The sequence below is a fragment of the Streptomyces akebiae genome, from assembly GCF_019599145.1.
In the GTDB taxonomy this organism is placed as follows: Bacteria; Actinomycetota; Actinomycetes; order Streptomycetales; family Streptomycetaceae; genus Streptomyces; species Streptomyces akebiae.
Window position 1 is genome coordinate 5,231,707 of sequence record NZ_CP080647.1, and the last position, 23,838, is coordinate 5,255,544.

Here is a 23,838-nt window from a genome sequence, read left to right on the forward strand (position 1 = left end):
CGACCGGGGCTTCGTCGTTCCCAGCCTTGCTCCGAGACCACCTCTATGAGGTGTTTTCCCAGGTCACAAGGGGTGCAGCAAACGGATTTCACATGGCGACGGCAGTCATGTAATGTTCTTCCTGTCGCCGCGAGCGGGCCGAAAGGACCGGGAGCGGCGGAAAAACAAAACAAGCACTCGTAGCTTAACGGATAGAGCATCTGACTACGGATCAGAAGGTTGCAGGTTCGAATCCTGCCGAGTGCACAGCAGACCAGAGGCCTCGTGGATCACTCCACGAGGCCTCTGGTTTTGTCATGTCGGCAGGGTTGGTGGAGAGATCCGGGTGCGGGGCGAGCACGGAGGTCCGTCGGGCAGACCGCCCCGAGAAAGCCTGGTCCGCACCGCTGGTCGGCTACCGCCCCCTTGTGCGCCGATGCAGGCCACGGACGTGCACATTGCGGCTGCCACAGGCACGGTGAGCCTGAGTCCGACCAGTGCCCGTCGCCACATGCGCCTCACGTTTCCAGATTCCTTCGACCGACGAGGCGGGGGACGGGACGCTCCCGCTTCCGACTGGGGGCGGCGGAAGCGTTGACCTGGACCGGCACAGGGCCGTTCCGGGGGCCGCGCCCGGTGCGGCTTTCCGGCGACCAAGATCAAGAGGCTCGGGGCAAGTCCGGGTCCTCGATGGTTGGCGCATACTGGTCGCAATGACAAAGCCAGGTGCACCGAAGCGCTATCTGCCCACCAGTCCCTTCAAGGCCCCGGTCGCCCCACCTCCCAAGCACTTCGCGGTGGGCGACCAGGTCACGCATGACATGTACGGTCTCGGCCGGGTGATCGGTATCGAGGACGGGATCGCCGCGCTCGTCGATTTTGGTTCGGCGCGGCAGCGGATCCTCAGCCCGTACAGCAAGATGAGCAAGCTGTAGGACGGCGGCGGCCGGAGGGCCGGACGGCCGCACGACCGCTTGACCCGCAGTGCCGCTGGGTTTCGCTCCGGAGGGGCGCGCCCTCCGGCTTTGCCATGCCCACGGCCGCGTCGTGCCGCCCCGAGGTCCACACCCCGGCCGTCGTGCGGACGCGTTGTCAGTGGTGCCCTCTACTGTCGTGGGGGATGGCACGCGTGTGGAGATGTACGGGGCTGCGCTGGGGCGAGGGCGGGGCGCCGTCGTTGGAGTGGGCGGGTGGACGGGGGAGTCCGCTGCCGCGGGGGAAGTCGGTGGCTTTCCGGGTCGTGAGCGACGCGCGGACGTGCGTCGGTGCTCGCGGGAACCCGTGTCCGGTGCTGGCTGAGGTGCCGGGGCGGAGTACCGGGGCCCGGTGCGAGGAGTGTGCGCGGCTCGACCGGGCGCATTCCGTGGCCGCCGACACGATCGCCGACGACCCGCGGCCGTATCACGTGTACCTCGCGTGGTTCGGGCCCGGCATGGTGAAGGTCGGGATCACCGCCGTCGAGCGGGGACCGGCGCGGCTGTTGGAGCAGGGGGCGGTCTGCTTCGGATGGCTCGGGCGGGGGCCGCTGATGGCCGCGCGGCGGTCGGAGGAGATGCTGCGGGCCGCGCTCGGGGTGCCTGATCGGATCCCGTACGCCGAGAAGCGGGTCGGGCGGGCCGATCTGCCGGCGGTCGAGGAGCGCGTCGAGGAGCTGGCTGAGCTGCATGGGCGGGCCCAGGCGCTCGCCGGATGGCCCGAGTCGTTGGAGCGCGTTCCCTTCCAAGCAGTCGATCACTTCGGGACGTTCGGGCTGGACGGGCTGCCGGCCGCCGACGCCGTGGTGACCGAGCTGGTCACGGGCGGGTCCGTGGGCGGCGAGATCCTCGCGGTCGCCGGACCCGATCTGCATCTGGCCACCGGGCGGGGGGTCGTGGTGCTCGACACACGGCTCATGACCGGGTGGGAGCTCACCGGACCCGTCGGCGAGGGGCCTCGCGGCGTCCTCACCCTGCCCGTACGGGAGTTGCGGAGCAGGGGGGACGGGAGCGTGCAGGACGGGTTGTTCTGAGGCTCGGAGGGGGCTTTTCCAGGCAGGCAGAGCGTGGGGCCGCAGCGCTCCGTGGGGAGAGGGCGGATCATGACGGCGCTTGCATAAAAGCGGTGTCAGGGCGGGTCGGCCCAGGGCCCCCAGCCGTGGTGGCGGGGCTGTGGATCCCCGGTGAGGCGGCCTGGGGAACGCCGTGGAATCGATCAGAAAAGTGCTGGTCGGCGGGGGTGGCGTCCGAGAAGTCGGGGATCTTCCCAGGTGTTCCCTGAGAGGCGCCTGTGCGTTTCTTAGAAAAATCACAGGTTCCGGAAAGGGTGTTCTCAGGGGGCCCCGACAAGGTGTCCAGCATGACCACGACCTCGCCCCAGGGGCGCACCGAACTGCTGAGGCCGGACGGGAGCCCCGTCCGAGTGCTTGTGGTGGACGACGAGCTGTCGATCACCGAACTGCTGTCCATGGCCCTGCGCTACGAGGGATGGCAGATCCGGAGTGCGGGGGACGGCACGGGTGCCCTCCAGACCGCCCGAGACTTCCGGCCCGACGCCGTCGTCCTCGACATGATGCTGCCCGACATGGACGGCCTGACCGTCCTCGGTCGGCTGCGGCGCGAGTTGCCGGACGTGCCCGTGCTCTTCCTGACCGCGAAGGACGCGGTCGAGGACCGGATCGCCGGGCTCACCGCCGGCGGCGACGACTACGTGACCAAGCCGTTCAGCCTCGAAGAGGTCGTCGCCCGGCTGCGTGGGCTGATCCGCCGCTCCGGCGCCGCCGACCGCCGCTCCGACTCCGTGCTCGTCGTCGGTGACCTCATGCTCGACGAGGACAGCCACGAGGTGTCGCGCGGCGGGGCGAACATCCACCTCACCGCCACCGAGTTCGAACTGCTCCGCTTCCTCATGCGGAATCCGCGGCGCGTCCTCAGCAAGGCGCAGATCCTCGACCGCGTGTGGTCGTACGACTTCGGCGGCCAGGCCAATGTGGTCGAGCTCTACATCTCGTACCTGCGGCGCAAGATCGACGCCGGGCGGGAGCCGATGATCCACACCCGGCGTGGGGCCGGCTACCTGATCAAGCCCGCCTCGTCATGAGCGGGCGACGACGGACGCGTACGCAGAGGCAGCCGAGACCGGGGCTGAGGCCGGGGCTGAGGCGAGGACAGCCGCGCACGCTGCGTACGCGGCTCGTCGTCTCCGCCGTGGCGTTGATCGCGGTGGTGTGCGCGGTGATCGGGACGGTGACGACGGTCGCGCTGCGCTCGCATCTGTACGACCAGCTCGACGACTCCGTCAGCCAGGTGGTGGGTCGGGCCGCGGGCGTCGGCCCCAAGAACCTGCCTCCTGGCACCACGCAGCCCAAGCCCGACGGCGAGCAGGACCCCCTCAAGAAGGAGACCGGTCCGCCGGACCTGGAGGAGTTCGTCACCCGGGGCCCCCAGCAGATGATCGGCACCATCGCGGCGAAGGTCACGAACGGCACCGCCGTGGAGGGCATGGTCGGCAAGGAGTCGACCTCCGACAACGGGGTCACGGGCGCCACGGCGTACGCAATGGACGAGGACCAGCTCGCAGAGCTGAACAGTGTTCCCAAGGACGGGGACGCCCACACCGTGACCATCACGGGGCTCGGCGACTACCGCGTGATGTACCGGAGCGGTGACAACGGCGCCTATTACGTCGCCCTCCCCACCACTGAAGTCGACAACACCCTCAACACCCTCATAGCCGTAGAACTCAGCGTCACCGCCGCAGGCCTCATCGCCGCCGGTATCGCCGGGTCCGTCCTCGTCGGTGTCGCCCTGCGTCCCCTGCGGAAGGTCGCCTCCACCGCGACCCGGGTCTCCGAACTGCCCTTGCACACCGGCGAGGTGACCCTCAACGAACGCGTGCCGGTCTCCGAGACCGATCCGCACACCGAGGTCGGCCAGGTGGGTGCCGCGCTCAACCGCATGCTCGACCACATCCACGGCGCCCTGCACTCGCGGCAGGAGAGCGAGACGCGCGTACGGCAGTTCGTCGCCGACGCCAGTCATGAGCTGCGGACGCCGCTCGCGTCCATCCGTGGCTACGCCGAGCTGACCCGGCGCGGCCGGGAGGAGATCGGGCCCGACACCCGGCACGCGCTCGGGCGGATCGAGTCCGAGTCCGGGCGGATGACCATGCTCGTCGAGGACCTGCTGCTGCTCGCGAGGCTCGACGCCGGACGGCCGTTGCAGGTCGAGCAGACCGACCTCATCCCCCTCGTCGTGGACACCGTCAGCGACGCGCGGGTCGCCGGGCGGAGCCACAGCTGGCGGCTCGACCTGCCGGACATGCCCGCGCTCGTGTCGGCGGACGCGGCGCGGCTGCAGCAGGTGCTCGTCAACCTGTTGGCGAACGCCCGTACGCACACGCCCCCGGGCACGACCGTCACCGCGCGCGTGCAGCGGCGTGGGCCGTGGATGTGCGTCGACGTCGAGGACGACGGACAGGGCATTCCCGAGGAGTTGCTGCCGCACGTGTTCGAGCGGTTCGCGCGAGGGGACTCGTCGCGGTCCAGGGCCTCCGGCTCGACCGGACTCGGGCTCGCCATCGTGCAGGCCGTCGCCGACGCGCACGGCGGTGCCGTGACCGTCGACAGCGTGCCCGGCAGGACCGTGTTCACCGTGCATCTGCCGGCCCTCGGCCGGGACGTACCGCTGCTCGACGACGCCGCGAACTGGGAACTCGACGACCTTCGGTACGACGGCGAGCACGACGGCGCGTTCGACGGGAACGACCTGGTGACCGGCGCAACACGCCGGCAATCGGACTCACAGGCGCACCACAGTGTGAGCACACGGGCATAACAGAGCGGCTCGCGAATGTGGTTGGCATGCGAACCGACTCTTCTCCCGGCACCCTGCCGGCGCGGGAGCACCTCCCGGCCGGAAACGCCGGTACGCCTGTCCTGGACGTAGTGATCCCCGTCTACAACGAGGAGAAGGACCTCCAGCCGTGCGTGCTCAGACTGCACGAGCACCTCGCACGCACGTTCCCGTATGCGTTCCGCATCACGATCGCGGACAACGCGTCGACGGACACCACCCCGCAGGTGGCCGCGCGGCTGGCGGCCGAGCTTCCCGAGGTGACGTCCTTCCGGCTGGAGCAGAAGGGACGGGGGCGGGCCCTGCGGACCGTGTGGTCCGCCTCCGACGCGCCGGTCCTCGCCTACATGGACGTGGACCTGTCGACGGACCTCAACGCCCTGCTCCCGCTCGTCGCCCCGTTGATCTCCGGCCACTCGGACCTCGCGATCGGCTCCCGGCTCGCCCGCTCGTCGCGGGTGGTGCGCGGCACCAAGCGGGAGTTCATCAGCCGGGCGTACAACCTGATCCTGCGCGGCTCGCTCCAGGCCCGGTTCTCGGACGCGCAGTGCGGGTTCAAGGCGATACGCCGGGACGTCGCCCAGGTGCTGCTGCCGCTGGTCGAGGACACCGGGTGGTTCTTCGACACCGAGATGCTGGTGCTCGCGGAGCGGGCCGGGCTCAGGATCCACGAGGTGCCGGTGGACTGGGTCGACGACCCGAACTCGACCGTCCACATCGTGAAGACGGCCACCGACGACCTCAAGGGTGTCTGGCGGGTGGGCAAGGCGCTGGCCACCGGGTCCCTCGCGCTCGACCGGCTCGCACGGCCGTTCGGGGACGATCCCCGGGACCGTGACATCCAGGACGTGCCGCGCGGCCTCGCCCGCCAACTCCTCGGCTTCTGTGTGGTGGGCGGCCTCTCCACCCTGTTCTACCTGCTCCTCTACAGCGGCTTCCGGGTCTTCTCGGGGGCGCAGATCGCCAACGCGCTCGCCCTGCTGCTCTCGGCGGTCGCCAACACCGCCGCCAACCGGCGTCTGACCTTCGGCGTCCGTGGCCGCGGCGGTGTCGTCAAGCACCAGGCGCAGGGGCTGGTGGTGTTCGGCATCGGACTGGCCCTCACCAGCGGCTCGCTCGCCGCCCTGAACGCGGCGACCTCCGACCCCGCGCACTCCACGGAACTGGCGGTCCTCGTCGCGGCCAACCTCGCGGCGACGGTGCTGCGGTTCCTGCTCTTCCGGGCGTGGGTCTTCCCGGACCGGCGCGACGGCTCCCCCGCGGAGGGCTCGACCGTCGTCGCCGCGCACCACCCCGGCCCGCACCACGCCTCCTCGCACCACCCCGCCCCGCGCCACGCCTCCTCGCCGCTCCACGCGACCGCGGCGACGGTACGTCCGGGACAGCCGGGGCCGTACGGCCATCAGGACCGGTTCCAGCCGACGTACACCACGACCCCGTTCCGCGCCGGAGAAGCCGCGGACTTCACCTGGGGGGAGCCGACCATGCAGATGCGGCCGGTGCGCCCGCACGATCAGGATTCGAGGAACGCACGATGACGACGCAGTTCGAAACGACGAGCCGGCCGGGGGGTCCCGGCCCCGACCGGGGAACCCAGCCCACCTCGACCGCCGTACACGCCGAACAGGAACCGGTGGTTCCGGGGGCACCCGCCGAGCCCCCGGCCCCCGACTCGGGCGAGCCCGGGCAGCCCTTCGCCAAGCGCCTGTGGAGAGGCCGGCCCGGGGACAACCGGTGGGTCCGCCCCGGCTTCCTCCTCACCCTCCTGCTCATCGGCGGCCTCTACACCTGGAACCTCACGGCCTCCGGATACGCCAACTCCTTCTACTCGGCGGCCGTACAGGCGGGCAGCCAGTCCTGGAAGGCCTTCTTCTTCGGCTCGCTGGACTCCGCCAACGCCATCACCGTCGACAAGCCCCCGGCCTCCCTCTGGCCGATGGCGCTGTCGGTGCGGCTCTTCGGCCTCAACTCCTTCGCGATCCTGTTCCCGCAGGTCCTGATGGCCGTCGCCACCGCCGGGGTGCTGTGGGCGGCCGTACGCCGCCGCTTCAACGCCACGGCCGGCTTCATCACCATGGCGGTGTTCGCGCTCACGCCCGTCGCCGCGCTGATGTTCCGCTTCAACAACCCGGACGCGGCGCTCGCGCTGCTGATGGCCGCCGCGGTCTACTGCACACTGCGCGCGACGGAGAAGGCCCAGACGAAGTGGCTGGTCTGGGCGGGCGTCGCCATCGGTCTCGCCTTCCTGGTCAAGACGCTCCAGGCCTTCCTGATCCTGCCGGTCCTCGCGATCGTGTACGTCGTCCTCGCACCGGCCTCGGTGAGGAAGCGGGTCGGCCAGGTGCTGCTCGCCGGGCTGGCGATGGTCGTCTCCGGTGGCTGGTGGGTCGCGATCGTCGAGTTGTGGCCCGCGTCCTCCCGTCCGTACATCGGCGGCTCGCAGAACAACTCCTTCCTGGAGCTGACCTTCGGCTACAACGGTCTCGGCCGCCTGAACGGCGAGGAGACCGGCAGCGTCGGCGGGGGCGGGGGCGGCGGTGGCGGCAATTGGGGCGAGACCGGCTGGGACCGGATGTTCAGCTCCTCCATCGGCGGTCAGATCTCCTGGCTGATCCCGGCCGCGCTGATCCTGCTGGGGGCGGCGATCTGGGCCACGCGGAAGCTGCGGCGCACCGACACCACCCGCGCGGCCTTCCTCCTCTGGGGCGGCTCGCTGCTGATCACCATGGTGGTCTTCAGCTTCATGCAGGGCATCTTCCACGAGTACTACACCGTGGCCCTCGCCCCCTACATCGCGCCGCTGATCGGCATGGGCGCGGCGCTCCTCTGGGACCAGCGGGACAGGTTCTGGGCGTCGATCACGCTGGCCGCCGCCATGACGGCCACGGCCGTCTGGGGTTACGTCCTCCTCAACCGCTCCTCCGACTACCTTCCCTGGCTGAAGTGGGTCGTGCTCGTCGGCGGTCTGGTCGCCGCGCTCGGCCTGGTCTTCGTGGCCAGGCTGGGCCGTCGACTGGTCCTGGCGGTGGTCGGCCTGAGTCTCGTCACGGCGGTGGCCGGCCCGACGGCGTACACCTTCACCACCCTCAACGAGGGGCACACCGGTTCGATCGTGACGGCCGGTCCGTCGACCCGCGGCGGAATGGGCGGTGGCCCCGGCGGTGGCGGCATGGGCGGCGGTCCCGCCGGCGGCGGTGGCGGCATGCCGGGCCAGAACAACCAGCAGGGCCAGCAGGGCCAGAACCAGCAGGGCGGCCAGAACGGTCAGAACGGCAACGGTCAGATGGGTCAGCCCCCGACCGGCGGTTTCGGCGGCGGTCAGAACAACCAGCAGGGCCAACAGAACCAGCAGAACCAGCAGCAGGGCCAGGGCAACGGTCAGACCCAGAACGGTGACGGCGGGCGCATGGGTGGCGGCGGCGGTGGCGGCATGGGTGGCCTGATCAACGGCACCTCCGTCAGCGACGAGGCCAAGGAACTGCTGGAGAAGAACGCGAGTGACTACACCTGGGCGGCCGCCGCCATCGGCGCCCAGAACGCGGCGAGCTACCAGCTCTCCACCGGCGAGCCGGTCATGGCGATCGGTGGCTTCAACGGCACCGACCCGTCCCCGACCCTCGCGGAGTTCAAGAAGTACGTGGCGGACGGCAAGATCCACTATTTCATCTCCGGCGGTTCCGGCGGCGGTCGCGGGATGGGCGGCGGCAGCGACGGCACCTCCTCGCAGATCAGCTCCTGGGTCCAGGAGAACTTCGAGTCGGTGACGGTCGACGGCACGACGTTCTACGACCTGACACAGGCGAAGTAGGCAAGGCCGCGAGAGGCGGGGCGGTGGCCCGGGGTGCGGACGAACCCCCGGGCCGCCGCCCCTTTCCGCGTTGTACGCCGTATAGGAACTGTTCTACGGTGTACAGCATGTCGACCCCCACCATCTCCACGGCGCCCTCCACCCAGGGGCACCCGCAGCGCTGGCTGATCCTCGGTGTCATCTGTCTCGCGCAGCTCACCGTGCTGCTGGACAACACCGTGCTGAACGTGGCGATCCCGTCCCTCACCGAGGAGTTGGGGGCCGCCACCTCGGACATCCAGTGGATGATCAACGCGTACTCGCTCGTGCAGTCGGGTCTGCTGCTCACCGCCGGCAGCGCGGCCGACCGCTACGGCCGCAAGAAGATGCTGATCGCGGGTCTGGTGCTCTTCGGCATCGGATCGCTCGGGGCCGGACTCGCCCAGTCCACCGGGCAGTTGATCGCCGCGCGGGCCGGGATGGGTGTCGGCGGCGCCCTGCTGCTCACGACGACCCTCGCCGTCGCGATGCAGATCTTCACGCCCGAGGAGCAGCCGAAGGCGATCGGTATCTGGGCGGCGGTCAACGCGCTCGGCTTCGCGGCCGGCCCCCTCCTCGGCGGTCTCATGCTCGGACACTTCTGGTGGGGCGCCATCTTCCTGATCAACCTGCCGGTCGCCGCGCTGGGTGTGGTCGCCGTGATCGCGCTGGTCCCCGAGTCGAAGAACCCGCAGGGCGACCGGCCCGACCTGGCGGGCGCGCTGCTGTCGACCCTCGGTATGACCGCCCTCGTCTACGCGATCATCTCGGGTCCCGAACACGGCTGGACGTCGGGCCGGGTGCTCGCCACGGCCGTCGTCGCGGCGGTCGTCCTCGCGGCCTTCGCGTACTGGGAGAGCCGTATCCCCTACCCCATGCTCGACCCGCACTTCTTCCGCGACCGCCGCTTCACTGGTGCCGTCGCCGGGGTCGTCCTCATCACCTTCGGCATGGGGGGCGCCCTCTTCCTCCTCACTCAGCATCTGCAGTTCGTGCTCGGCTACGACGCGTTGGAGGCGGGGCTGCGGATCGCGCCGCTCGCCCTGGTCGTCGTCGTCCTCAACTTCTCCGGACTGTCGGCGAAGTGGACGGCGAAGCTCGGGACGCCGGTGTCCATCGCGCTGGGGATGGTGCTGATGTCGGGCGGGCTGGTCTCCATCGCCACGATGGCCACCGGCGGCTACGCCGGGACGCTGCTCGGGCTGGTGCTGATCGGGATCGGCTGCGCGGTCGCCAACCCCGCGATGGCACACGCGATCATGAGCGCGATTCCGCCGGCCAAGGCGGGGGTGGGAGCCGGGATCAACGGCACGCTGGCCGAGTTCGGCACGGGATTGGGGGTGGCCGTGCTGGGGGCCGTGCTCAACTCCCGGTTCGCGGCGCTGATTCCGGTGGCGGCGGCGTCGTTGCCGGCGGCGTTGGCGGGTGCGGACACGGCTGTCGAGCGGGCCGAGGTGATGTCCGCGTTCTCCTCCGGGCTGGAGACGAGTCTGCTGGTGGGAGCCGTGGCTGTGCTGCTCGGGGGGATGGTGGCGGCGGGGTTGCTGCGCAGGGCGGAGAAGGGGGAGCGGGAGTTGGTGGGCGCCGCGTAGCTCGGGGGGTGCCGTCCGTTCGGCGGGTGCGGGTGCGGGTGCGGGTGCGGGTGCAGGTGCGGGTGCGTCGTGGTGGTTCGCGCGGTGCCCCGCGCCCCTGGAGTGCGCGCTGCGCGCGGCACTTCCCGGGTCTTCACCCGCCTAGCATCGTCTCCGGCGGAGAAAAGTGTGTCTCGGAAGGTGCGTCATGGTGAAGGGAGCCGGTCGGTCCGACGGAGCCGCGCGGGCCAGCGTCTGGCTGGACAGGAAAGCGCGGGCCGGGCGGGGTGGGCAGCCCACGGGGCTGGACCGGGAGCGGATCACCGTGACGACCGTGCGGCTGCTGGACGCCGAGGGGCTGGCCAAGTTCTCGATGCGGCGGTTGGCGGCCGAGCTCAACGTGACGGCGATGTCGGTCTACTGGTACGTGGACACCAAGGACGACCTGCTGGAACTGGCCCTCGACCAGGCCTTCGACGAGATGCGGCTGCCCCCGCCCGACTCCGACGAGGACTGGCGGGACCAACTGCGCGGCTTGGCCGGGGAGTACCGGGCGGTCCTGGTCCGCCACCCCTGGGTGTCGCCCCTCGCGGGCACCTTCCTCAACATCGGCCCGCACGCGCTGGACTTCTCGCTCGCCGTGCAGCGCGTGATCCGCCGCACCGGGCTGCCCGCGCGCGGCCAGGCCGGTGCCATCGCGGCGGTCTCCCAGTTCGTGTACGGCTTCGGCACCATCGAGGGCCACTTCGCGCAGCGCTGTGCCGCGGCCGGAATGACCCAGGAGGAGTACTTCCGCAACGCCATGAGCGCGGTGTCCGACTCCCTGGAACCCCATGAGGTCATCCAGCACTCCGCCGCCCTGATGGAGGCCCGCGGCGGCGAGACCGTCGAGGAGATGCGCGAACGCGACTTCGGCTACGCCCTGGACACCCTCGTCGCCGGTATCGAGGTGATGGCGACGAGGGGCTGAACCGCAGCCCCCCGGCCCCTCAGGCTCCGGCCAATCAGCCCCCGCGGCCCCTCAGCCCTCCTGCGCCAGCCGCGCCGGGAAGCCGCCGGTCGCCACCGGCCCCCACTTCACCGGTGTGATCCGGATGATCGACTTGCCCTGCTTGACCATCGCCTCGCGGTACTCGTCCCAGTCCGGGTGCTCGCCCGAGATGTTGCGGAAGTACTCCACCAGGGGCTCGACCGAGTCCGGAGAGTCGAGGACCTCGGCCGTGCCGTCGATCTGGACCCAGGGGCCGTCCCAGTCGTCGCTCAGCACGACGACGCTCACGCGCTCGTCCCGCTTGGCGTTGCGGGTCTTGGCCCGCTCGGGATACGTGGAGACCACGATCCGGCCCGAGCCGTCGACACCGCAGGTCAGCGGGGAGGCCTGGGGGCCGCCGTCGGATCGCCGGGTGAGCAGGAGCGCCCGGTGCCGGGGGCGTACGAAGTCGAGCAGCTCTTCGAGGGATACCGACGTGTTGGTCGCGATGTTCCGTGCCATGCCGCTCAGCGTAGGGCCTCGCCCGGTCCACGAGCCTGACCCTGTCATGCGTACCCACACGCCCACGCCGGCGCGTGCCCACGCTCAGGTCTGCGGCAGCGCCTCCCCCCGCACCGCCTGCACGTCCAGCTCCACCTTCAACGTCGTACCGATCGCCGCGATCCCCGCCCGCACCACCTGGTTGTAGTTCATGGCGAAGTCCTCACGGCGGAGTTCGGCGGTCGCCCGGAAGGCGGCGCGGGTGCCGCCCCACGGATCCGCGCCGGTGCCCAAGTACGACAGGTCCAGGTCCACCGGCCGTACGACCCCGTGCATGCCCAGCTCGCCGTGGACGGTCCAGCGGTCCGGCCCGACGGGCGTGAGGCCGGTCGAGACGTAGGTGATCTCTGGGTGCCGTTCGACGTCGAGGAAGTCCGCGGAGCGCAGGTGCTGGTCCCGGACCGTGTTCCCCGTGTCGATCGAGGCGGCCCGGATCACCGCCGCCACCCGGGACTTGGTCCCCTCGTCGGGGGTCGGGGCGATCTCGATCGAGGCCGAGAAGTCGGTGAAACGGCCGTGGACGCTGGAGATACCGAGGTGCTGGGCCACGGCGGCGACGGTGGAGTGGGCGGGGTCGACGGTCCAGGGCCCGGGCGGGGGCAGTTCCGAGCCGCCGAGCCTGGCCAGCGTGACCGTGCCGATCTCCGCCCGTCCTCCCCCACTCTCGGCTTCGCACGAGCGGGAGGTACCCCCATCCGTCACCAGGGCGCTGGAGGCCGTCGGCGTGTAGCCGACCGCCGTGACGATCACCGTGTACGCGCCCGGCGCGAGCGGCGTGGGGTCGTGCACGCTCCCTTCGGCGTCCGCCTCGGCCCGCAGCACCTGCGTACCGGTCATGTCGGTCACCGTGACGACCGCGTGCGACACGGCCCAGCCGTCCCGGGTACGGATCCTCGCGGTCAGCCCGGTGGTCAGCCCGGTCCGTCCTGTCGTTGCCATCTGCGTCAACTCCTCAGCGTGCGACCGGCCGGTGGAGCGGGGGGTGGCTCCACCGGCCAGTGGTTCAACTGTCGTGTCCGCGCGAACTACTCGCCGGGGTGCGCGAGTTCGATGTCGTGGCCGTCGACGCCGGGGCCGCTGACCGTCAGGGCCGTGGCCACGGGCGGGTAGCCGGTCGCGATGACCGTGTACTCGCCGCCGTCCAGGTCGGCGAAGGCGTACGCCCCGTCCGCGCCGGTGGTGGCCGTGCCGACCACGTTGCCCGCCGCGTCGACGAGGGTCACGCGGGCGTCGGCCAGCGCCCCGCCCGGCGCCCGTACGACTCCCTGGAGCCGGGCCCCGGCCTCCAGGTCGATCTCGATCCGGGTGACCCCGGTGCCGCCGACCTCGACGGGCAGGGCGCGGGGGCGGAACCCGGCGGCGTTCACCGCGACGGTCACCCCGCCCGGCACCAGCTCGCCGAAGCCGAACTCGCCCTGCTCACCGGTGACTCCACTGGCCAGCACATCGCCGCGCACATCGGTCACCACGACCATGGCGTCCTTCACGCCCTGTCCGGCGCCGACGGCCCGCACCACACCGCTCAGCCCGCTCGTCCCGCTGAGCAGGATGTCGTAGGCGACCGGCTCGTCGTTCACGACGACCGTGGAGGCCTGCGGCTGGAAGCCGTCGGCGGCCGCGATCAGGACGTACGACCCGGCGGCGGGCGCGTCCACCGCGTAGGCCCCGTCGGCCCCCGCGACCGAACGGCCGAGCTGCCGCCCGCCGAGCGAGATCAGGGTGACGGCGGCCCGCGGCACGGGCGCGCCCTCGGCCCCGCGGACCTGCCCCCGTACGGCGATGCCCGTGCCGACACCGACACCGACACCGACACCGCCGCCGACGCCCGACACCGGGGCGGTGGCCGAGGCCGCGCCCGAGGCCGTGACCGCTGCCTCGGGATCGGCGGTCGCGGCGGAGTGGGCGGAGTCGGCGGACACCATGGCCGGCGTCTCCGCCGGGCTCGCCTGGGTCGCTTGGCCCGCCTGGGCCAGCGCTCCGGTGGTCCGCAGCGGGACCTCCTTGATGAAGAAGGAGAAGACGAGCGCGAGGACGGCGAAGGGGGCGGCGTAGAGGAAGACGTCTCCGATGCCGTGGCCGTAGGAGCTCTCCATGACCGTGCGGATCGGCGCGGGCAACGCGTCCAGGTCGGGGATCTCGCCGTGGCCCGTCGCGGAGCCGGAGACCCCGAGCTTGGCCAGGCCCTCCTCGGCGTAGTGCGTGATCCGGTGGCTCAGCACCGCGCCCAGCGCCGAGACGCCGATCGCGCCGCCGAGGGAGCGGAAGAAGGTGACGACCGAGCTGGCGGCGCCGAGGTCACCCGGCGCGACCTGGTTCTGGGTGCACAGCACCAGGTTCTGCATCATCATGCCGACGCCCAGCCCGAGCAGCGCCATGTAGATCGCCACGTGCCAGTACTCGGTGTCGTGGCGCAGGGTGCCCAGCAGGCCGAGGCCCGAGGTCACCAGCACACCGCCGGCGAGCAGCCAGGCCTTCCAGCGGCCGGTGCGGGTGATGACCTGCCCGGAGACGGTCGAGGAGACGAACAGACCGGCGATCATCGGGATCGTCATGACGCCGGACATGGTCGGCGACTTGTCGCGGGCCAGCTGGAAGTACTGGCTGAAGAAGATCGTGCCCGCGAACATCGCGACACCGACGAAGAGCGAGGCCAGCGACGCCAGCGCGATCGTCCGGTTGCGGAACAGCCGCAGCGGCATGATCGGCTCGCTCGCCTTCGACTCGACCAGCAGGAACACCACGAGCAGCAGGGCCGTGCCGCCGACCATCGCGTACGTCTGCCACGACACCCAGTCGTACTTGTCACCGGCGAAGGTCACCCAGACCAGCAGCAGGCAGACCGCGGCGGTGATGAGGAACGCGCCGGCCCAGTCGACCTTGACCTTGCGCTTGACCACCGGCAGGTGCAGTGTCCGCTGGAGCACGACGAGGGCCATGACGGCGAAGGGCACGCCGACGTAGAAGCACCAGCGCCAGCCCAGCCAGCTGGTGTCGGTGATGACACCACCGACCAGCGGACCGCCGACCATGGCGGTCGCGAAGGTGGCGCCGAGGTAGCCGTTGTACCGGCCGCGCTCACGCGGGGAGATCATCGCCGCGAGGATGATCTGGGCCAGCGAGGAGAGCCCGCCCATGCCGATGCCCTGGACCGCGCGGAACCCGATCAGCGTCCCGGCGTTCTGGGAGAGTCCGGCGGCGGCCGACCCGAGCACGAAGATCACGAGGGCGAGCTGGATCAGCAGCTTCTTGGAGAACAGGTCGGCGAGCTTGCCCCAGAGCGGGGTGGACGCGGTCATCGCCAGCAGCGACGCGGTCACCACCCAGGTGTACGCGCTCTGTCCGCCGCCCAGGTCCTTGATGATGTCCGGCAGCGCGTTCGACACGATCGTCGACGACAGGATCGCCACGAACATGCCGAGCAGCAGCCCGGTCAGCGCTTCCATGATCTGCCGGTGTGTCATCGGGGCGTGGTCGCCACCGCTGTGGGGGGCACCCTTGGCGGGTCCTCCTCCGTGCTTGGCGTGAGCCCGCACACCGGCTGGTGTGGTCGTTGCCATGGGGCTTCCTTTTCCTACAGGTCTTTGCGGGTGTACGGGTTGTGGTGGTGGCCGCTACACGGACGTACGGGTCGGTGGGGCGGGCGTCCGGGGCGGCGCGGGGGCGTCGAAGCTCTCCCGCAGCCGGCCCAGGAGCCGGGCCAGTTGTCCGACCTCGTCGTCGGACCAGTCGCTCAGCCGGGCGGCCATCAGCCGACTGGTGCGCCGGTACAGCTCGGTGACCACGGCCCGTCCCTCGGGAGTCAGGCGCAGGACGCGTGAGCGTCGGTCCGCCGGGTCGGGGAGGCGTTCGATCCAGCCCCGCTCGGCGACGTGCGCGACGTGTCGGCTGGTCACCGACATGTCGACGGAGAGCAGCTCGGCGAGCTTGCTCATCCGCATCTCGCCGTGCCGGCCGAGCAGCGTCAGCACTCCGGCCGATCCACCGGGGCACTCGTAGGGGAGCATCCGTGCGATCTCCCGGTTGACGGCCCCGATCGCACTGAGCTGACGGGCCAGCTCCTCGTAGTGCGCTTGCCCGGCCATGGAGTCCCTCCCGTGTTTGTTGCTTAGGGCAACCATAGATCTGGATGGTTGCTACAGGCAAATGAAAACGGGGTGGGAGCGGCCCAAGTCTTGGCAAAGGAGAACGTTCGGAGCGTCCAGGGCGGACCACCCCGCTTGGGTCCGTCCTCCCGGATTCGCTAAGGTCTCGGGCCATGGCTGACAACCAGGGCCCCCAGGGCAACTACGACCCCGCGGGCAGCACGCAGATGTTCCGCGCCTTCGTCGACGAGACGCCGGCGGGGGGCCGACAGGCCGCCGCGACCGGGTCGTCCGGCCCGCGGGTCGGTGTGATCGTCGGTGTGATCGCGGCGGTGGCGGTCGTGGCCGCGGTGGTGTGGCTCGCGCTGGCGTGAGCCCGTGGGGCGGGTTCGCCCGCGGGGGCGGTTTCTGAGCGCCTGTTCGACTGACGGGTGCTGTGGGTTCGGCGGCGCTCCGGTGGGGTGGTTCGCGCGGTTCCCCGCACCCCTAGAAGACCGGGCCCCCAGCGGGGCCACAAGCGCGGGCGCAGCCCCGGCTTTTCAGGGGCGCGGAGAACTGCGCGAGCTACCACGACGCACCCGCCCCGCCCACTCACCAGCACATACGCCGTTCAGTGCGCGCACGCGCACACGACGACCGCCGGGCTGCCCCAGAGCTGGGCAACCCGGCGGTCACGTGTCAACGCGAGGCCGATGGCCCCTCAGTCGGAGATCAGGCCCTCCCGCAGCTGGGCCAGGGTTCGGGTGAGGAGGCGGGAGACGTGCATCTGGGAGATGCCGACCTCTTCGCCGATCTGGGACTGCGTCATGTTCGCGAAGAAGCGGAGCATGATGATCCGGCGCTCGCGCGGCGGCAGCTTCGCCAGCAGCGGCTTCAGGGACTCCCGGTACTCCACGCCCTCCAGCGCCGTGTCCTCGTAGCCGAGGCGGTCCGCGAGGGAGCCCTCGCCGCCGTCGTCCTCGGGGGCCGGGGAGTCGAGCGAGGACGCCGTGTAGGCGTTGCCGACGGCGAGGCCGTCGACCACGTCCTCCTCCGACACGCCCAGGACCGCGGCGAGTTCGGTGACCGTGGGAGAGCGGTCGAGCTTCTGGGAGAGCTCGTCGCTGGCCTTGGTGAGGGCCAGCCGCAGCTCCTGGAGGCGGCGCGGGACGCGGACCGACCATGAGGTGTCACGGAAGAACCGCTTGATCTCGCCCACGACCGTCGGCATCGCGAACGTCGGGAACTCGACGCCCCGTTCGCAGTCGAAGCGGTCGATCGCCTTGATCAGGCCGATCGTTCCGACCTGGACGATGTCCTCCATCGGCTCGTTGCGCGACCGGAAACGGGCGGCCGCGTAACGCACCAGTGGGAGGTTGAGCTCGATCAGTGTGTCCCGGACGTAGGCGCGCTCGGGGCTGTTCTCGTCCAACGCGGCGAGCCGCAGGAACAGGGAGCGGGACAGGGTGCGGGTGTCGATGTTCGCCGAGGCCGACAAGGCCGGGAACTCAGACGCCGGCGGAGCCTGGGGACCGGGAAGGTCCTCAAGCGTCTGAAGGTCCTGAGGGGCCTGGATAGCGTCGGGCGCGGTCTCGCTCTTGGCGAGTGTGAGCACCTTCGAGCTGCCCTGGTCTGCGGACATGCCACCCCCTTTGGGTCGCGGACGGTCGCGGCGGACGCTCCGTCGTAAGGAACGCAGCCTCCACCTGAATACCGGCGGCGAGGCCACGGCAAACGCGCTGGGGGAAGAATGTCACACGTCGGCAACGCGATGTAGTGACATGTCGACATGGAGAGGGTGAATAGGCCCTGGAAACAGGCGTTCTGACAGGATTTCAGCGCAGATCAGCCTGAAGAAACCTCAATGAGCGATTCGCTCTCACCGGTGATATCTCGACAGCGCATTCGGTCACGCCCATGGCCTGCGCACGCGTACCGATGGCCGATTCTGTGCGCCCCGCCTGCCTTCGTGCGCCCCGTGTGCCCCATGGTCCATCCACGCTTGCGCCAGGGGTTCTGGTTACCGACGGTCACCCGCCGAGCGGAGCTCCTACGCCTCGATTCGGTTGGCCGACCGCAACCGCGCGAAGCTCCGGGCCAGCAGTCGCGACACATGCATCTGGGAGACCCCCAGCTCCGCGCTGATCTGCGACTGCGTGAGGTTGCTGTAGTAGCGGAGCAGCAGGATCCGCTGCTCGCGTTCGGGGAGTTGGACGAGGAGATGCCGTACGAGGTCGCGGTGTTCGACGCCGTCGAGTTCGGGGTCCTCGTAGCCGAGCCGGTCGAGCAGGCCCGGTAGCCCGTCGCCCTCCTGGGCGGCCTCCAGCGAGGTCGCGTGGTACGAGCGGCCCGCCTCGATGCAGGACAGGACCTCCTCCTCGGTGATGCGCAGCCGCTCGGCGATCTCCGCGGTGGAGGGGGTGCGGCCGAAGGCGGTGGTGAGGTCCTCGGTCGCGCTGTTCACCTGGACCCACAACTCGTGCAGCCGGCGCGGGACGTGGACCGTGCGGACGTTGTCGCGGAAGTACCGCTTGATCTCCCCGACGACGGTCGGCATGGCGAAGGTCGGGAACTGCACACCACGGTCCGGGTCGAAGCGGTCGATGGCGTTGATGAGTCCGATGGTGCCGACCTGGACCACGTCCTCCATGGGTTCGTTGCGGGAGCGGAAGCGGGCGGCCGCGTAGCGCACGAGCGGGAGGTTCGCCTCGATGAGCGCCCCGCGCACGCGGTTGTGCTCCGGAGTGCCCGGCGCCAGATGCTTCAGCTCGCCGAACAGGAGCTGGGTGAGGGCCCGGGTGTCGGCGCCGCGACGTTTCTCCGGGGCGGGGGCCGTGACCTGGGCTGTGACCTGGGCCGGTGCGGCATCGGGAGCGGGGACGTCTTCCTGGGGAGGCGCAGTACTGGCCGACACGGTCAACGCCACCTCTTCATCCATCAACTCAACCGTCAAAAGCGGTCATAGCATCACAAGACATGTGCACTGTGATCAAGCACCACATATAGCCGTGTTGAGAAAAAACGCCCCGGGCTGCGAGAGCGCGGGGCGGAGAAGACGCGTGGAGTGAACGCGGGGAAGGCGACGAGGAGGGTGGGGGGAGGGCGATGCGGAGGGGGTGGAGGTGGCGGAAGTGGCGGAAGTGGGATGGGCGTGTGGCTCAGAACTCGTAGTCGGCGATGATCCACGTCGCGAACTGGCCCCACAGCGCCACGCCCGCCTGGTGGTCCGGGTGCTCGACGTACGTACGCAGCGCGTCCACGTCGTCGAACGCCGAGTTGATCGCGAAGTCGTAGGCGATGGGGCGGTCGCTGAGGTTCCAGCCCAGTTCCCAGGAGCGGATCTCCCCGATCGTGCCGTCGAGCGCGCGGAACGCCTCCACGCCCTTCACGACCCGCGGGTCGTCACGCTCGACGCCCTCGTTGAGCTTGAAGAGGACCAGGTGGCGGATCATGGGCGCTCCGGAACGGTCGTACGAGGTGCTGGGCGAGGGGCGAGGGGCGAGGGCCCTACTCGGCCCCGTCGGCGATCCAGGTGAAGAAGTCGCCGATGGACTGGGCGGCGGTCGAGACGCCTTCGAACCCTATCTGGACGTATCCGGCGGCGTTCTCCGGGTCCGTGATGATCACGTAGAGCACGAAGACCACGAGCACATACAGCGCGATCTTCTTCCCCTGCACCGCCACCGCGGCCTCCCCCGCCTCTTGTGCCCTGTGGGCCGCTTGGGTCCTCTTTGTCGGCGGCGAGTGTAACCCGATCATGCGTTCGTAGGAGAGGCGGCGGAGTCGGGGAACGCAGGAAGGGCCCCGTCTGACGACGGGGCCCTTCTTCAGCGGTAGCGGAGGGATTTGAACCCTCGGTGACTTGCGCCACACTCGCTTTCGAGGCGAGCTCCTTCGGCCGCTCGGACACGCTACCGAGGGAGACCTTACAGCAAGGTGTGGCGTGGTTTGAAATCGGTATCGGGCGGGGCCGGAGGCCGGTGCCGACAGGTGTCAGCGGGTGCGGAAGAAGTCCGTGAGGAGACGGGCGCAGTCATCGGCCAGGACGCCCTCGACGACCTCGGGTCGGTGGTTGAGGCGACGGTCGCGTACGACGTCCCAGAGGGAGCCGGCGGCTCCGGCCTTCTCGTCGCGTGCGCCGTAGACGACGCGGTCGACCCGCGACTGCACGAGGGCGCCCGCGCACATCGTGCAGGGTTCGAGGGTGACGACCAGGGTGCAGCCGGTCAGTCGCCACTCGCCCGCCCGTCTCCCGCCACCACCCTTGCCGGAGGCGCTTCGCGCCGCTGAATCCCTCAAAGCGGCGGCGGCGCGGCGGACGGCGAGCACCTCCGCGTGGGCGGTGGGGTCGCCGGTCGCCTCGCGTTCGTTGTGTCCGGTGGCCAGTACGGTCGTGCCGTCCGGGGACAGGACGACCGCGCCGACCGGGACGTCACCGCCCTCGGCGGCCCGCCCGGCCTCGACCAGGGCGAGCCGCATCGCGGCCCGCCACGGGTCGCGTACGGGGTCGGTTCCCTCCGATGCCTCTGCGTCCGTCGCGCCGGTTGCCTCGGTCACCGGGGGGAGGCCCCAGGCGGTCGTGGCGGCGGAGCGGACGGATTCGGCGGAGTCAGCGGACCGTCTCCAGGACTTCCGACGCTCCGAGGGCGTCGGCGATCGAGCCGAGGGCGTCGTCTGCGTCGAGAGCGCGCAGCTCCTTCTCGCTCACCCCCAGGTCGTCGAGGATCTCGGTGTCGCCGACCGGGCTGTGCGGCACGGCCTCGGCGCTCGTGTCGTCGTCATCGTCGTCCGGCTCACCGTCCTCCGTGCCGTCCAGGTCGAGGGCGTCCAGGTCGGCCTCGTCGCCGGGCTCTCTCCCGAGCAGCTCGTCGGTGAGCAGGATCTCGCCGTAGCTGCTGCGGGCAGCGGCTGCGGCGTCCGAGACGTAGATACGAGGGTCGTCCTCGCCATCGATGCGGACGACGCCGAACCACGCGTCCTCCTGCTCGATGAGCACCAGCACCGTGTCGTCGTCGGGCGAGGCTTCACGGGCCAGGTCGGCCAGATCCGACAGGGTTTCCACATCGTCGAGCTCTGTGTCGCTCGCTTCCCACCCGTCTTCGGTGCGCGCGAGCAGTGCGGCGAAGTACACCGTGACTCTCCCACTGGTCATAGGTGTGCCGGTTGGGGGTCCCCCCGGCGGAGGTTGCGGATGGGGAGGCTTGCGGTCCGAGCCCCACCCACTCGGAATCGTGGCAGAAACAGAGCGCACAGGGGACGTCTTCGGCTCCCTGTGTCCGGCTCTTTCGATCGCCGGTGGGTCCGCCGTCACCTGCGTACCTGCTTCCGCCACCAGCGGATCGTACGCGGAGTTCCCGGCCGCATATGCACGACCACCCCGTGAACGCCCCACACATACCCCACGAACCCGACACATGGGTCCCAGTGGGTGCGTCCCACCTCGCCTCACGGCGTCTCCGGCCCCCCTCTTGGGCCTCGGGTTTCACCAGCGGAACGTGCGCATGCGCATGGCGTGGCGGAGGCGTGCGGCCTTGGCGCGACGGGGCTGGACGCGGTCACGCAGCTCGCGCGCCTCCGTCAGCTCCCGCAGGAACTGCGCCCGCCGTCGTCGTCGCGCCGCGTCAGTCTCCCGTCCGGCCTCCCGACCGGTCTCCGGTCCGTTGTCCCGTCCGTTGTCCCGTCCGGTCTCGCGCGTCCCCTCGACCGTCCCCGCCACGTCATCAACCCCCTGAGGAACCCTCTGAGGCGCACGGTCCGCCGTCCGCTCGGCCCTGCGGGGTGTCCCAGCCGGTCCGCCCCTGGTCCTCGCGGTTCCGCCCGCCGTTCGTGCTGGCTTGTCGATCATGTGCCCCCGCTCGGCCGTCGGCTGCTGATCGGCGGCGGTTCCGAGTGGGCGAACGTCAGGCCTCGGCTCGTTCAGGCGCCGCTCTGTTCATCCCACTTTCCCTCTGATAGCGGGTTTGATGCCATCGGGAGGGACGGACCATGCGGGGGCGCTCGCAGGTGCTACCCCCGTTACTGTTGTGGACATGCGTCTCCACGTCGTCGACCACCCCTTGGTCGCTCACAAGCTCACCGCGCTGCGCGACCGGCGCACCGACTCCCCGACCTTCCGTCGTCTCGCCGACGAACTGGTCACCCTGCTCGCCTACGAGGCCACGCGGGACGTGCGCACCGAACTCGTCGACATCACGACGCCGGTCTCCGCGACGACCGGCGTCAAGCTCTCCCACCCGCGCCCGCTCGTCGTGCCGATCCTCCGGGCCGGCCTCGGCATGCTCGACGGCATGGTCCGGCTGCTGCCGACCGCCGAAGTGGGCTTCCTGGGCATGATCCGCAACGAGGAGACGCTGGAGGCCTCCACGTACGCCACCCGCATGCCGGAGGACCTCTCCGGGCGCCAGGTGTACGTCCTGGACCCCATGCTCGCGACCGGCGGCACCCTGGTCGCCGCGATCCGTGAGCTGATCGCCCGCGGCGCCGACGACGTGACCGCCGTGGTGCTCCTCGCCGCCCCCGAGGGCGTCGAGGTCATGGAGCGCGAGCTGGCCGGCACCCCCGTGACGGTCGTGACCGCCGCGGTCGACGAGCGGCTCAACGAGCACGGCTACATCGTGCCGGGCCTGGGGGACGCGGGCGACCGGCTGTACGGCGCCGCCGAGTAGCCGGCGGAACCCGTAAGGGAACCACGGGAGCCCACAGCCCCCACGGCATCCTCTACGGGTTCCGACGCCGCTCAGCAGGTCTTCGTCGTGGAGGGCGTCGGCTTGGGACTGGTCAGGTCGGCCAGTGCCTTGTCGGCGTCCTTCTGCTTGCTGAGGGCCTTGAAGCCGGTACCGATGATCAGGTCCACCTCGGTCGCCTTCGTGCGACCGTCGGTCTTCTGCCGCGCTCCGGTGAGCTGGGTGTTGAGAACCTGCAGCGCCGCGCCCTCGGCGGCCTTCGCGCCGAGCAGGATCGCGGCGTCCTTGACCTTCTTGTCGTACTCCTTGGTCGCGTTGCCCACGTTCCCGATGCGGAAGCCGCGCTTCTTCAGCTCGTCGGCGGTGTCCTTGGCGAGGCCCGCGCGGGGCGTGGCGTTGAGGACGTTGACGGTGATCTTGCCGGGCGCGGGGAAGCCCTTCGCCGACGCACCGGCCTTGCCGGACGTGCCGGCCGATCCGCTCGCCTTCGGGGACGGGCTCACCCGGGTCGCGCAGTCCGCCTTGGGGCCGGCTGCGGCGGCCTGGTCCTCGTCGCCGGTGAAGACGTCGATGAGCTGCAGGGTTCCCCAGCCGACGAGGCCGAGCGCGGTCGCGGACGCGACGACCGCGAGGACGAGCCTGCGACGCCTCTTGGGCCGGCGCAGCCTCGGGTACTTGTCCCCCGTGATCCGGTACTGGCCGCCCATGCCAGGAGGAGTCAGCATGCTCATGGGCGCAGCGTAGTGCCGTTGGACGACGATGCCTACTAGATGATCATTCACCGCGCTGCAGTCCAACCCGAAAGGGCCAACGGGCCATCGGCCGGGCGCGGGTGGGAGCCGCCTGCGGTGAAGGGCTAGTCCAGTTCGAGGACGCGGGCGTGGAGCACCTGGCGCTGCTGGAGGGCCGCGCGGACCGCGCGGTGGAGGCCGTCCTCCAGGTACAGATCGCCCTGCCACTTCACCACGTGCGCGAAGAGGTCGCCGTAGAAGGTGGAGTCCTCGGCGAGGAGGGTCTCCAGGTCCAGCTGCCCCTTGGTCGTCACGAGCTGATCGAGGCGGACCGGGCGCGGCGCGACGTCCGCCCACTGCCGGGTGCTTTCCCGGCCGTGGTCGGGGTACGGCCGGCCGTTTCCGATGCGCTTGAAGATCACACGGAAAGCCTACCGGGCGAGACGTTCCGGGCGCAGCCATGGCGACGGAGTGCGACCCCGGAAAAGGTGCCTCCAAGTGGGGCATAAGGGTCATTCTGTGGGGGTCCGGTGGGGCTCGTGGGTGCTCGGTGGGGTTCTTTCGGGGGCGCGAAGAGTTCGCCGCGAGGTGTCGTCGGGGGTTCTCCGGACTGTCGTCCGAACTTCA

At 70.5% G+C, this 23,838-nt stretch carries 23 protein-coding genes and 2 tRNA genes; 11 read left to right on the forward strand and 14 right to left on the reverse strand.

The window, feature by feature from the left end; genetic code table 11:
• Window positions 1-173 precede the first annotated feature (173 nt).
• The 9 genes from K1J60_RS22465 to K1J60_RS22505 all read left to right on the forward strand — a co-directional run bounded on the left by K1J60_RS22465 (window position 174) and on the right by K1J60_RS22505 (window position 11,175).
• A tRNA-Arg gene (locus tag K1J60_RS22465) sits at window positions 174-246 on the forward strand.
• Between the two features lie 446 nt (window positions 247-692).
• Window positions 693-914: a hypothetical protein gene (locus tag K1J60_RS22470; protein WP_033526723.1), complete on the forward strand. Its 222-nt coding sequence runs from the start codon at window positions 693-695 to the stop codon at window positions 912-914.
• A gap of 185 nt (window positions 915-1,099) precedes the next feature.
• Window positions 1,100-1,987, forward strand: coding sequence for a DUF2797 domain-containing protein (locus K1J60_RS22475; RefSeq protein WP_220647763.1), 888 nt, complete (start codon window positions 1,100-1,102; stop codon window positions 1,985-1,987).
• A 326-nt stretch (window positions 1,988-2,313) separates the two neighbouring features.
• Window positions 2,314-3,054, forward strand: a complete 741-nt coding sequence (locus K1J60_RS22480) for a response regulator transcription factor (RefSeq protein ID WP_033526721.1) — start codon at window positions 2,314-2,316, stop codon at window positions 3,052-3,054.
• Window positions 3,051-4,790 (forward strand): sensor histidine kinase, encoded by a 1,740-nt coding sequence (locus K1J60_RS22485; RefSeq protein WP_220647764.1) that lies wholly within the window; start codon window positions 3,051-3,053, stop codon window positions 4,788-4,790. The genes K1J60_RS22480 and K1J60_RS22485 overlap by 4 nt, the downstream gene beginning before the upstream one ends.
• Window positions 4,791-4,816: 26 nt before the next feature.
• Complete coding sequence (locus K1J60_RS22490) at window positions 4,817-6,346, forward strand: glycosyltransferase (protein WP_220647765.1); 1,530 nt, start codon at window positions 4,817-4,819, stop codon at window positions 6,344-6,346.
• Window positions 6,343-8,616, forward strand: a complete 2,274-nt coding sequence (locus K1J60_RS22495) for an ArnT family glycosyltransferase (protein WP_220647766.1) — start codon at window positions 6,343-6,345, stop codon at window positions 8,614-8,616. The genes K1J60_RS22490 and K1J60_RS22495 overlap by 4 nt, the downstream gene beginning before the upstream one ends.
• Window positions 8,617-8,723: 107 nt before the next feature.
• On the forward strand, window positions 8,724-10,226 hold the full coding sequence (locus K1J60_RS22500) for an MFS transporter (protein ID WP_220647767.1): 1,503 nt from the start codon (window positions 8,724-8,726) through the stop codon (window positions 10,224-10,226).
• Between the two features lie 187 nt (window positions 10,227-10,413).
• Window positions 10,414-11,175, forward strand: a complete 762-nt coding sequence (locus K1J60_RS22505) for a TetR/AcrR family transcriptional regulator (protein ID WP_220647768.1) — start codon at window positions 10,414-10,416, stop codon at window positions 11,173-11,175.
• Between the two features lie 51 nt (window positions 11,176-11,226).
• Here K1J60_RS22505 and K1J60_RS22510 read toward each other — a convergent pair whose 3' ends face one another.
• The 4 genes from K1J60_RS22510 to K1J60_RS22525 all read right to left on the reverse strand — a co-directional run bounded on the left by K1J60_RS22510 (window position 11,227) and on the right by K1J60_RS22525 (window position 15,818).
• Window positions 11,227-11,697, reverse strand: coding sequence for a PPOX class F420-dependent oxidoreductase (locus K1J60_RS22510; RefSeq protein ID WP_220647769.1), 471 nt, complete (start codon window positions 11,695-11,697; stop codon window positions 11,227-11,229).
• 84 nt (window positions 11,698-11,781) lie between these two features.
• Window positions 11,782-12,675: a YceI family protein gene (locus K1J60_RS22515; RefSeq protein ID WP_220647770.1), complete on the reverse strand. Its 894-nt coding sequence runs from the start codon at window positions 12,673-12,675 to the stop codon at window positions 11,782-11,784.
• 86 nt (window positions 12,676-12,761) lie between these two features.
• Window positions 12,762-15,293, reverse strand: coding sequence for an MFS transporter (locus K1J60_RS22520; protein ID WP_220647771.1), 2,532 nt, complete (start codon window positions 15,291-15,293; stop codon window positions 12,762-12,764).
• 54 nt (window positions 15,294-15,347) lie between these two features.
• On the reverse strand, window positions 15,348-15,818 hold the full coding sequence (locus K1J60_RS22525; RefSeq protein ID WP_220647772.1) for a MarR family winged helix-turn-helix transcriptional regulator: 471 nt from the start codon (window positions 15,816-15,818) through the stop codon (window positions 15,348-15,350).
• Between the two features lie 173 nt (window positions 15,819-15,991).
• Here K1J60_RS22525 and K1J60_RS22530 point away from each other — a divergent pair, with 173 nt between their 5' ends.
• Entirely contained in the window at window positions 15,992-16,192 is a 201-nt protein-coding gene (locus K1J60_RS22530; RefSeq protein ID WP_033526713.1) for a hypothetical protein, read from the forward strand.
• Between the two features lie 326 nt (window positions 16,193-16,518).
• On the opposite strand, the gene K1J60_RS22535 is transcribed toward K1J60_RS22530, so the two are convergent.
• From K1J60_RS22535 to K1J60_RS22570, 8 genes are all read right to left on the reverse strand, one after another.
• On the reverse strand, window positions 16,519-17,439 hold the full coding sequence (locus tag K1J60_RS22535; protein WP_033526712.1) for an RNA polymerase sigma factor SigF: 921 nt from the start codon (window positions 17,437-17,439) through the stop codon (window positions 16,519-16,521).
• Window positions 17,440-17,847: 408 nt separating this feature from the next.
• Entirely contained in the window at window positions 17,848-18,735 is an 888-nt protein-coding gene (locus K1J60_RS22540) for an RNA polymerase sigma factor SigF (RefSeq protein WP_220647773.1), read from the reverse strand.
• A 220-nt stretch (window positions 18,736-18,955) separates the two neighbouring features.
• A complete protein-coding gene (locus K1J60_RS22545; RefSeq protein WP_220647774.1) occupies window positions 18,956-19,249 on the reverse strand; it encodes a Dabb family protein in 294 nt (97 codons plus the stop codon).
• Between the two features lie 55 nt (window positions 19,250-19,304).
• Window positions 19,305-19,481, reverse strand: coding sequence for a hypothetical protein (locus K1J60_RS22550; RefSeq protein ID WP_220647775.1), 177 nt, complete (start codon window positions 19,479-19,481; stop codon window positions 19,305-19,307).
• A 147-nt stretch (window positions 19,482-19,628) separates the two neighbouring features.
• Window positions 19,629-19,713 (reverse strand) — tRNA-Ser (locus tag K1J60_RS22555).
• 77 nt (window positions 19,714-19,790) lie between these two features.
• Window positions 19,791-20,276, reverse strand: coding sequence for a nucleoside deaminase (locus K1J60_RS22560; protein ID WP_045562521.1), 486 nt, complete (start codon window positions 20,274-20,276; stop codon window positions 19,791-19,793).
• 130 nt (window positions 20,277-20,406) lie between these two features.
• Window positions 20,407-20,928, reverse strand: coding sequence for a tRNA adenosine deaminase-associated protein (locus K1J60_RS22565; protein ID WP_220651629.1), 522 nt, complete (start codon window positions 20,926-20,928; stop codon window positions 20,407-20,409).
• A gap of 351 nt (window positions 20,929-21,279) precedes the next feature.
• On the reverse strand, window positions 21,280-21,513 hold the full coding sequence (locus K1J60_RS22570; RefSeq protein WP_220647776.1) for a hypothetical protein: 234 nt from the start codon (window positions 21,511-21,513) through the stop codon (window positions 21,280-21,282).
• 313 nt (window positions 21,514-21,826) lie between these two features.
• Here K1J60_RS22570 and upp point away from each other — a divergent pair, with 313 nt between their 5' ends.
• The gene (gene upp, locus K1J60_RS22575; protein ID WP_033526706.1) at window positions 21,827-22,462 is read left to right on the forward strand and encodes a uracil phosphoribosyltransferase; all 636 of its coding nucleotides are present in this window, start codon (window positions 21,827-21,829) and stop codon (window positions 22,460-22,462) included.
• Between the two features lie 71 nt (window positions 22,463-22,533).
• Here the strand turns inward: upp and K1J60_RS22580 are convergent, their stop codons facing one another.
• Window positions 22,534-23,187 (reverse strand): LytR C-terminal domain-containing protein, encoded by a 654-nt coding sequence (locus K1J60_RS22580; protein ID WP_220651630.1) that lies wholly within the window; start codon window positions 23,185-23,187, stop codon window positions 22,534-22,536.
• A 149-nt stretch (window positions 23,188-23,336) separates the two neighbouring features.
• Window positions 23,337-23,633 carry a type II toxin-antitoxin system VapB family antitoxin gene (locus tag K1J60_RS22585; protein ID WP_003999914.1) on the reverse strand — a complete coding sequence of 99 codons (297 nt, stop codon included), beginning with the start codon at window positions 23,631-23,633 and terminating at the stop codon, window positions 23,337-23,339.
• Between the last annotated feature and the right edge of the window lie 205 nt (window positions 23,634-23,838).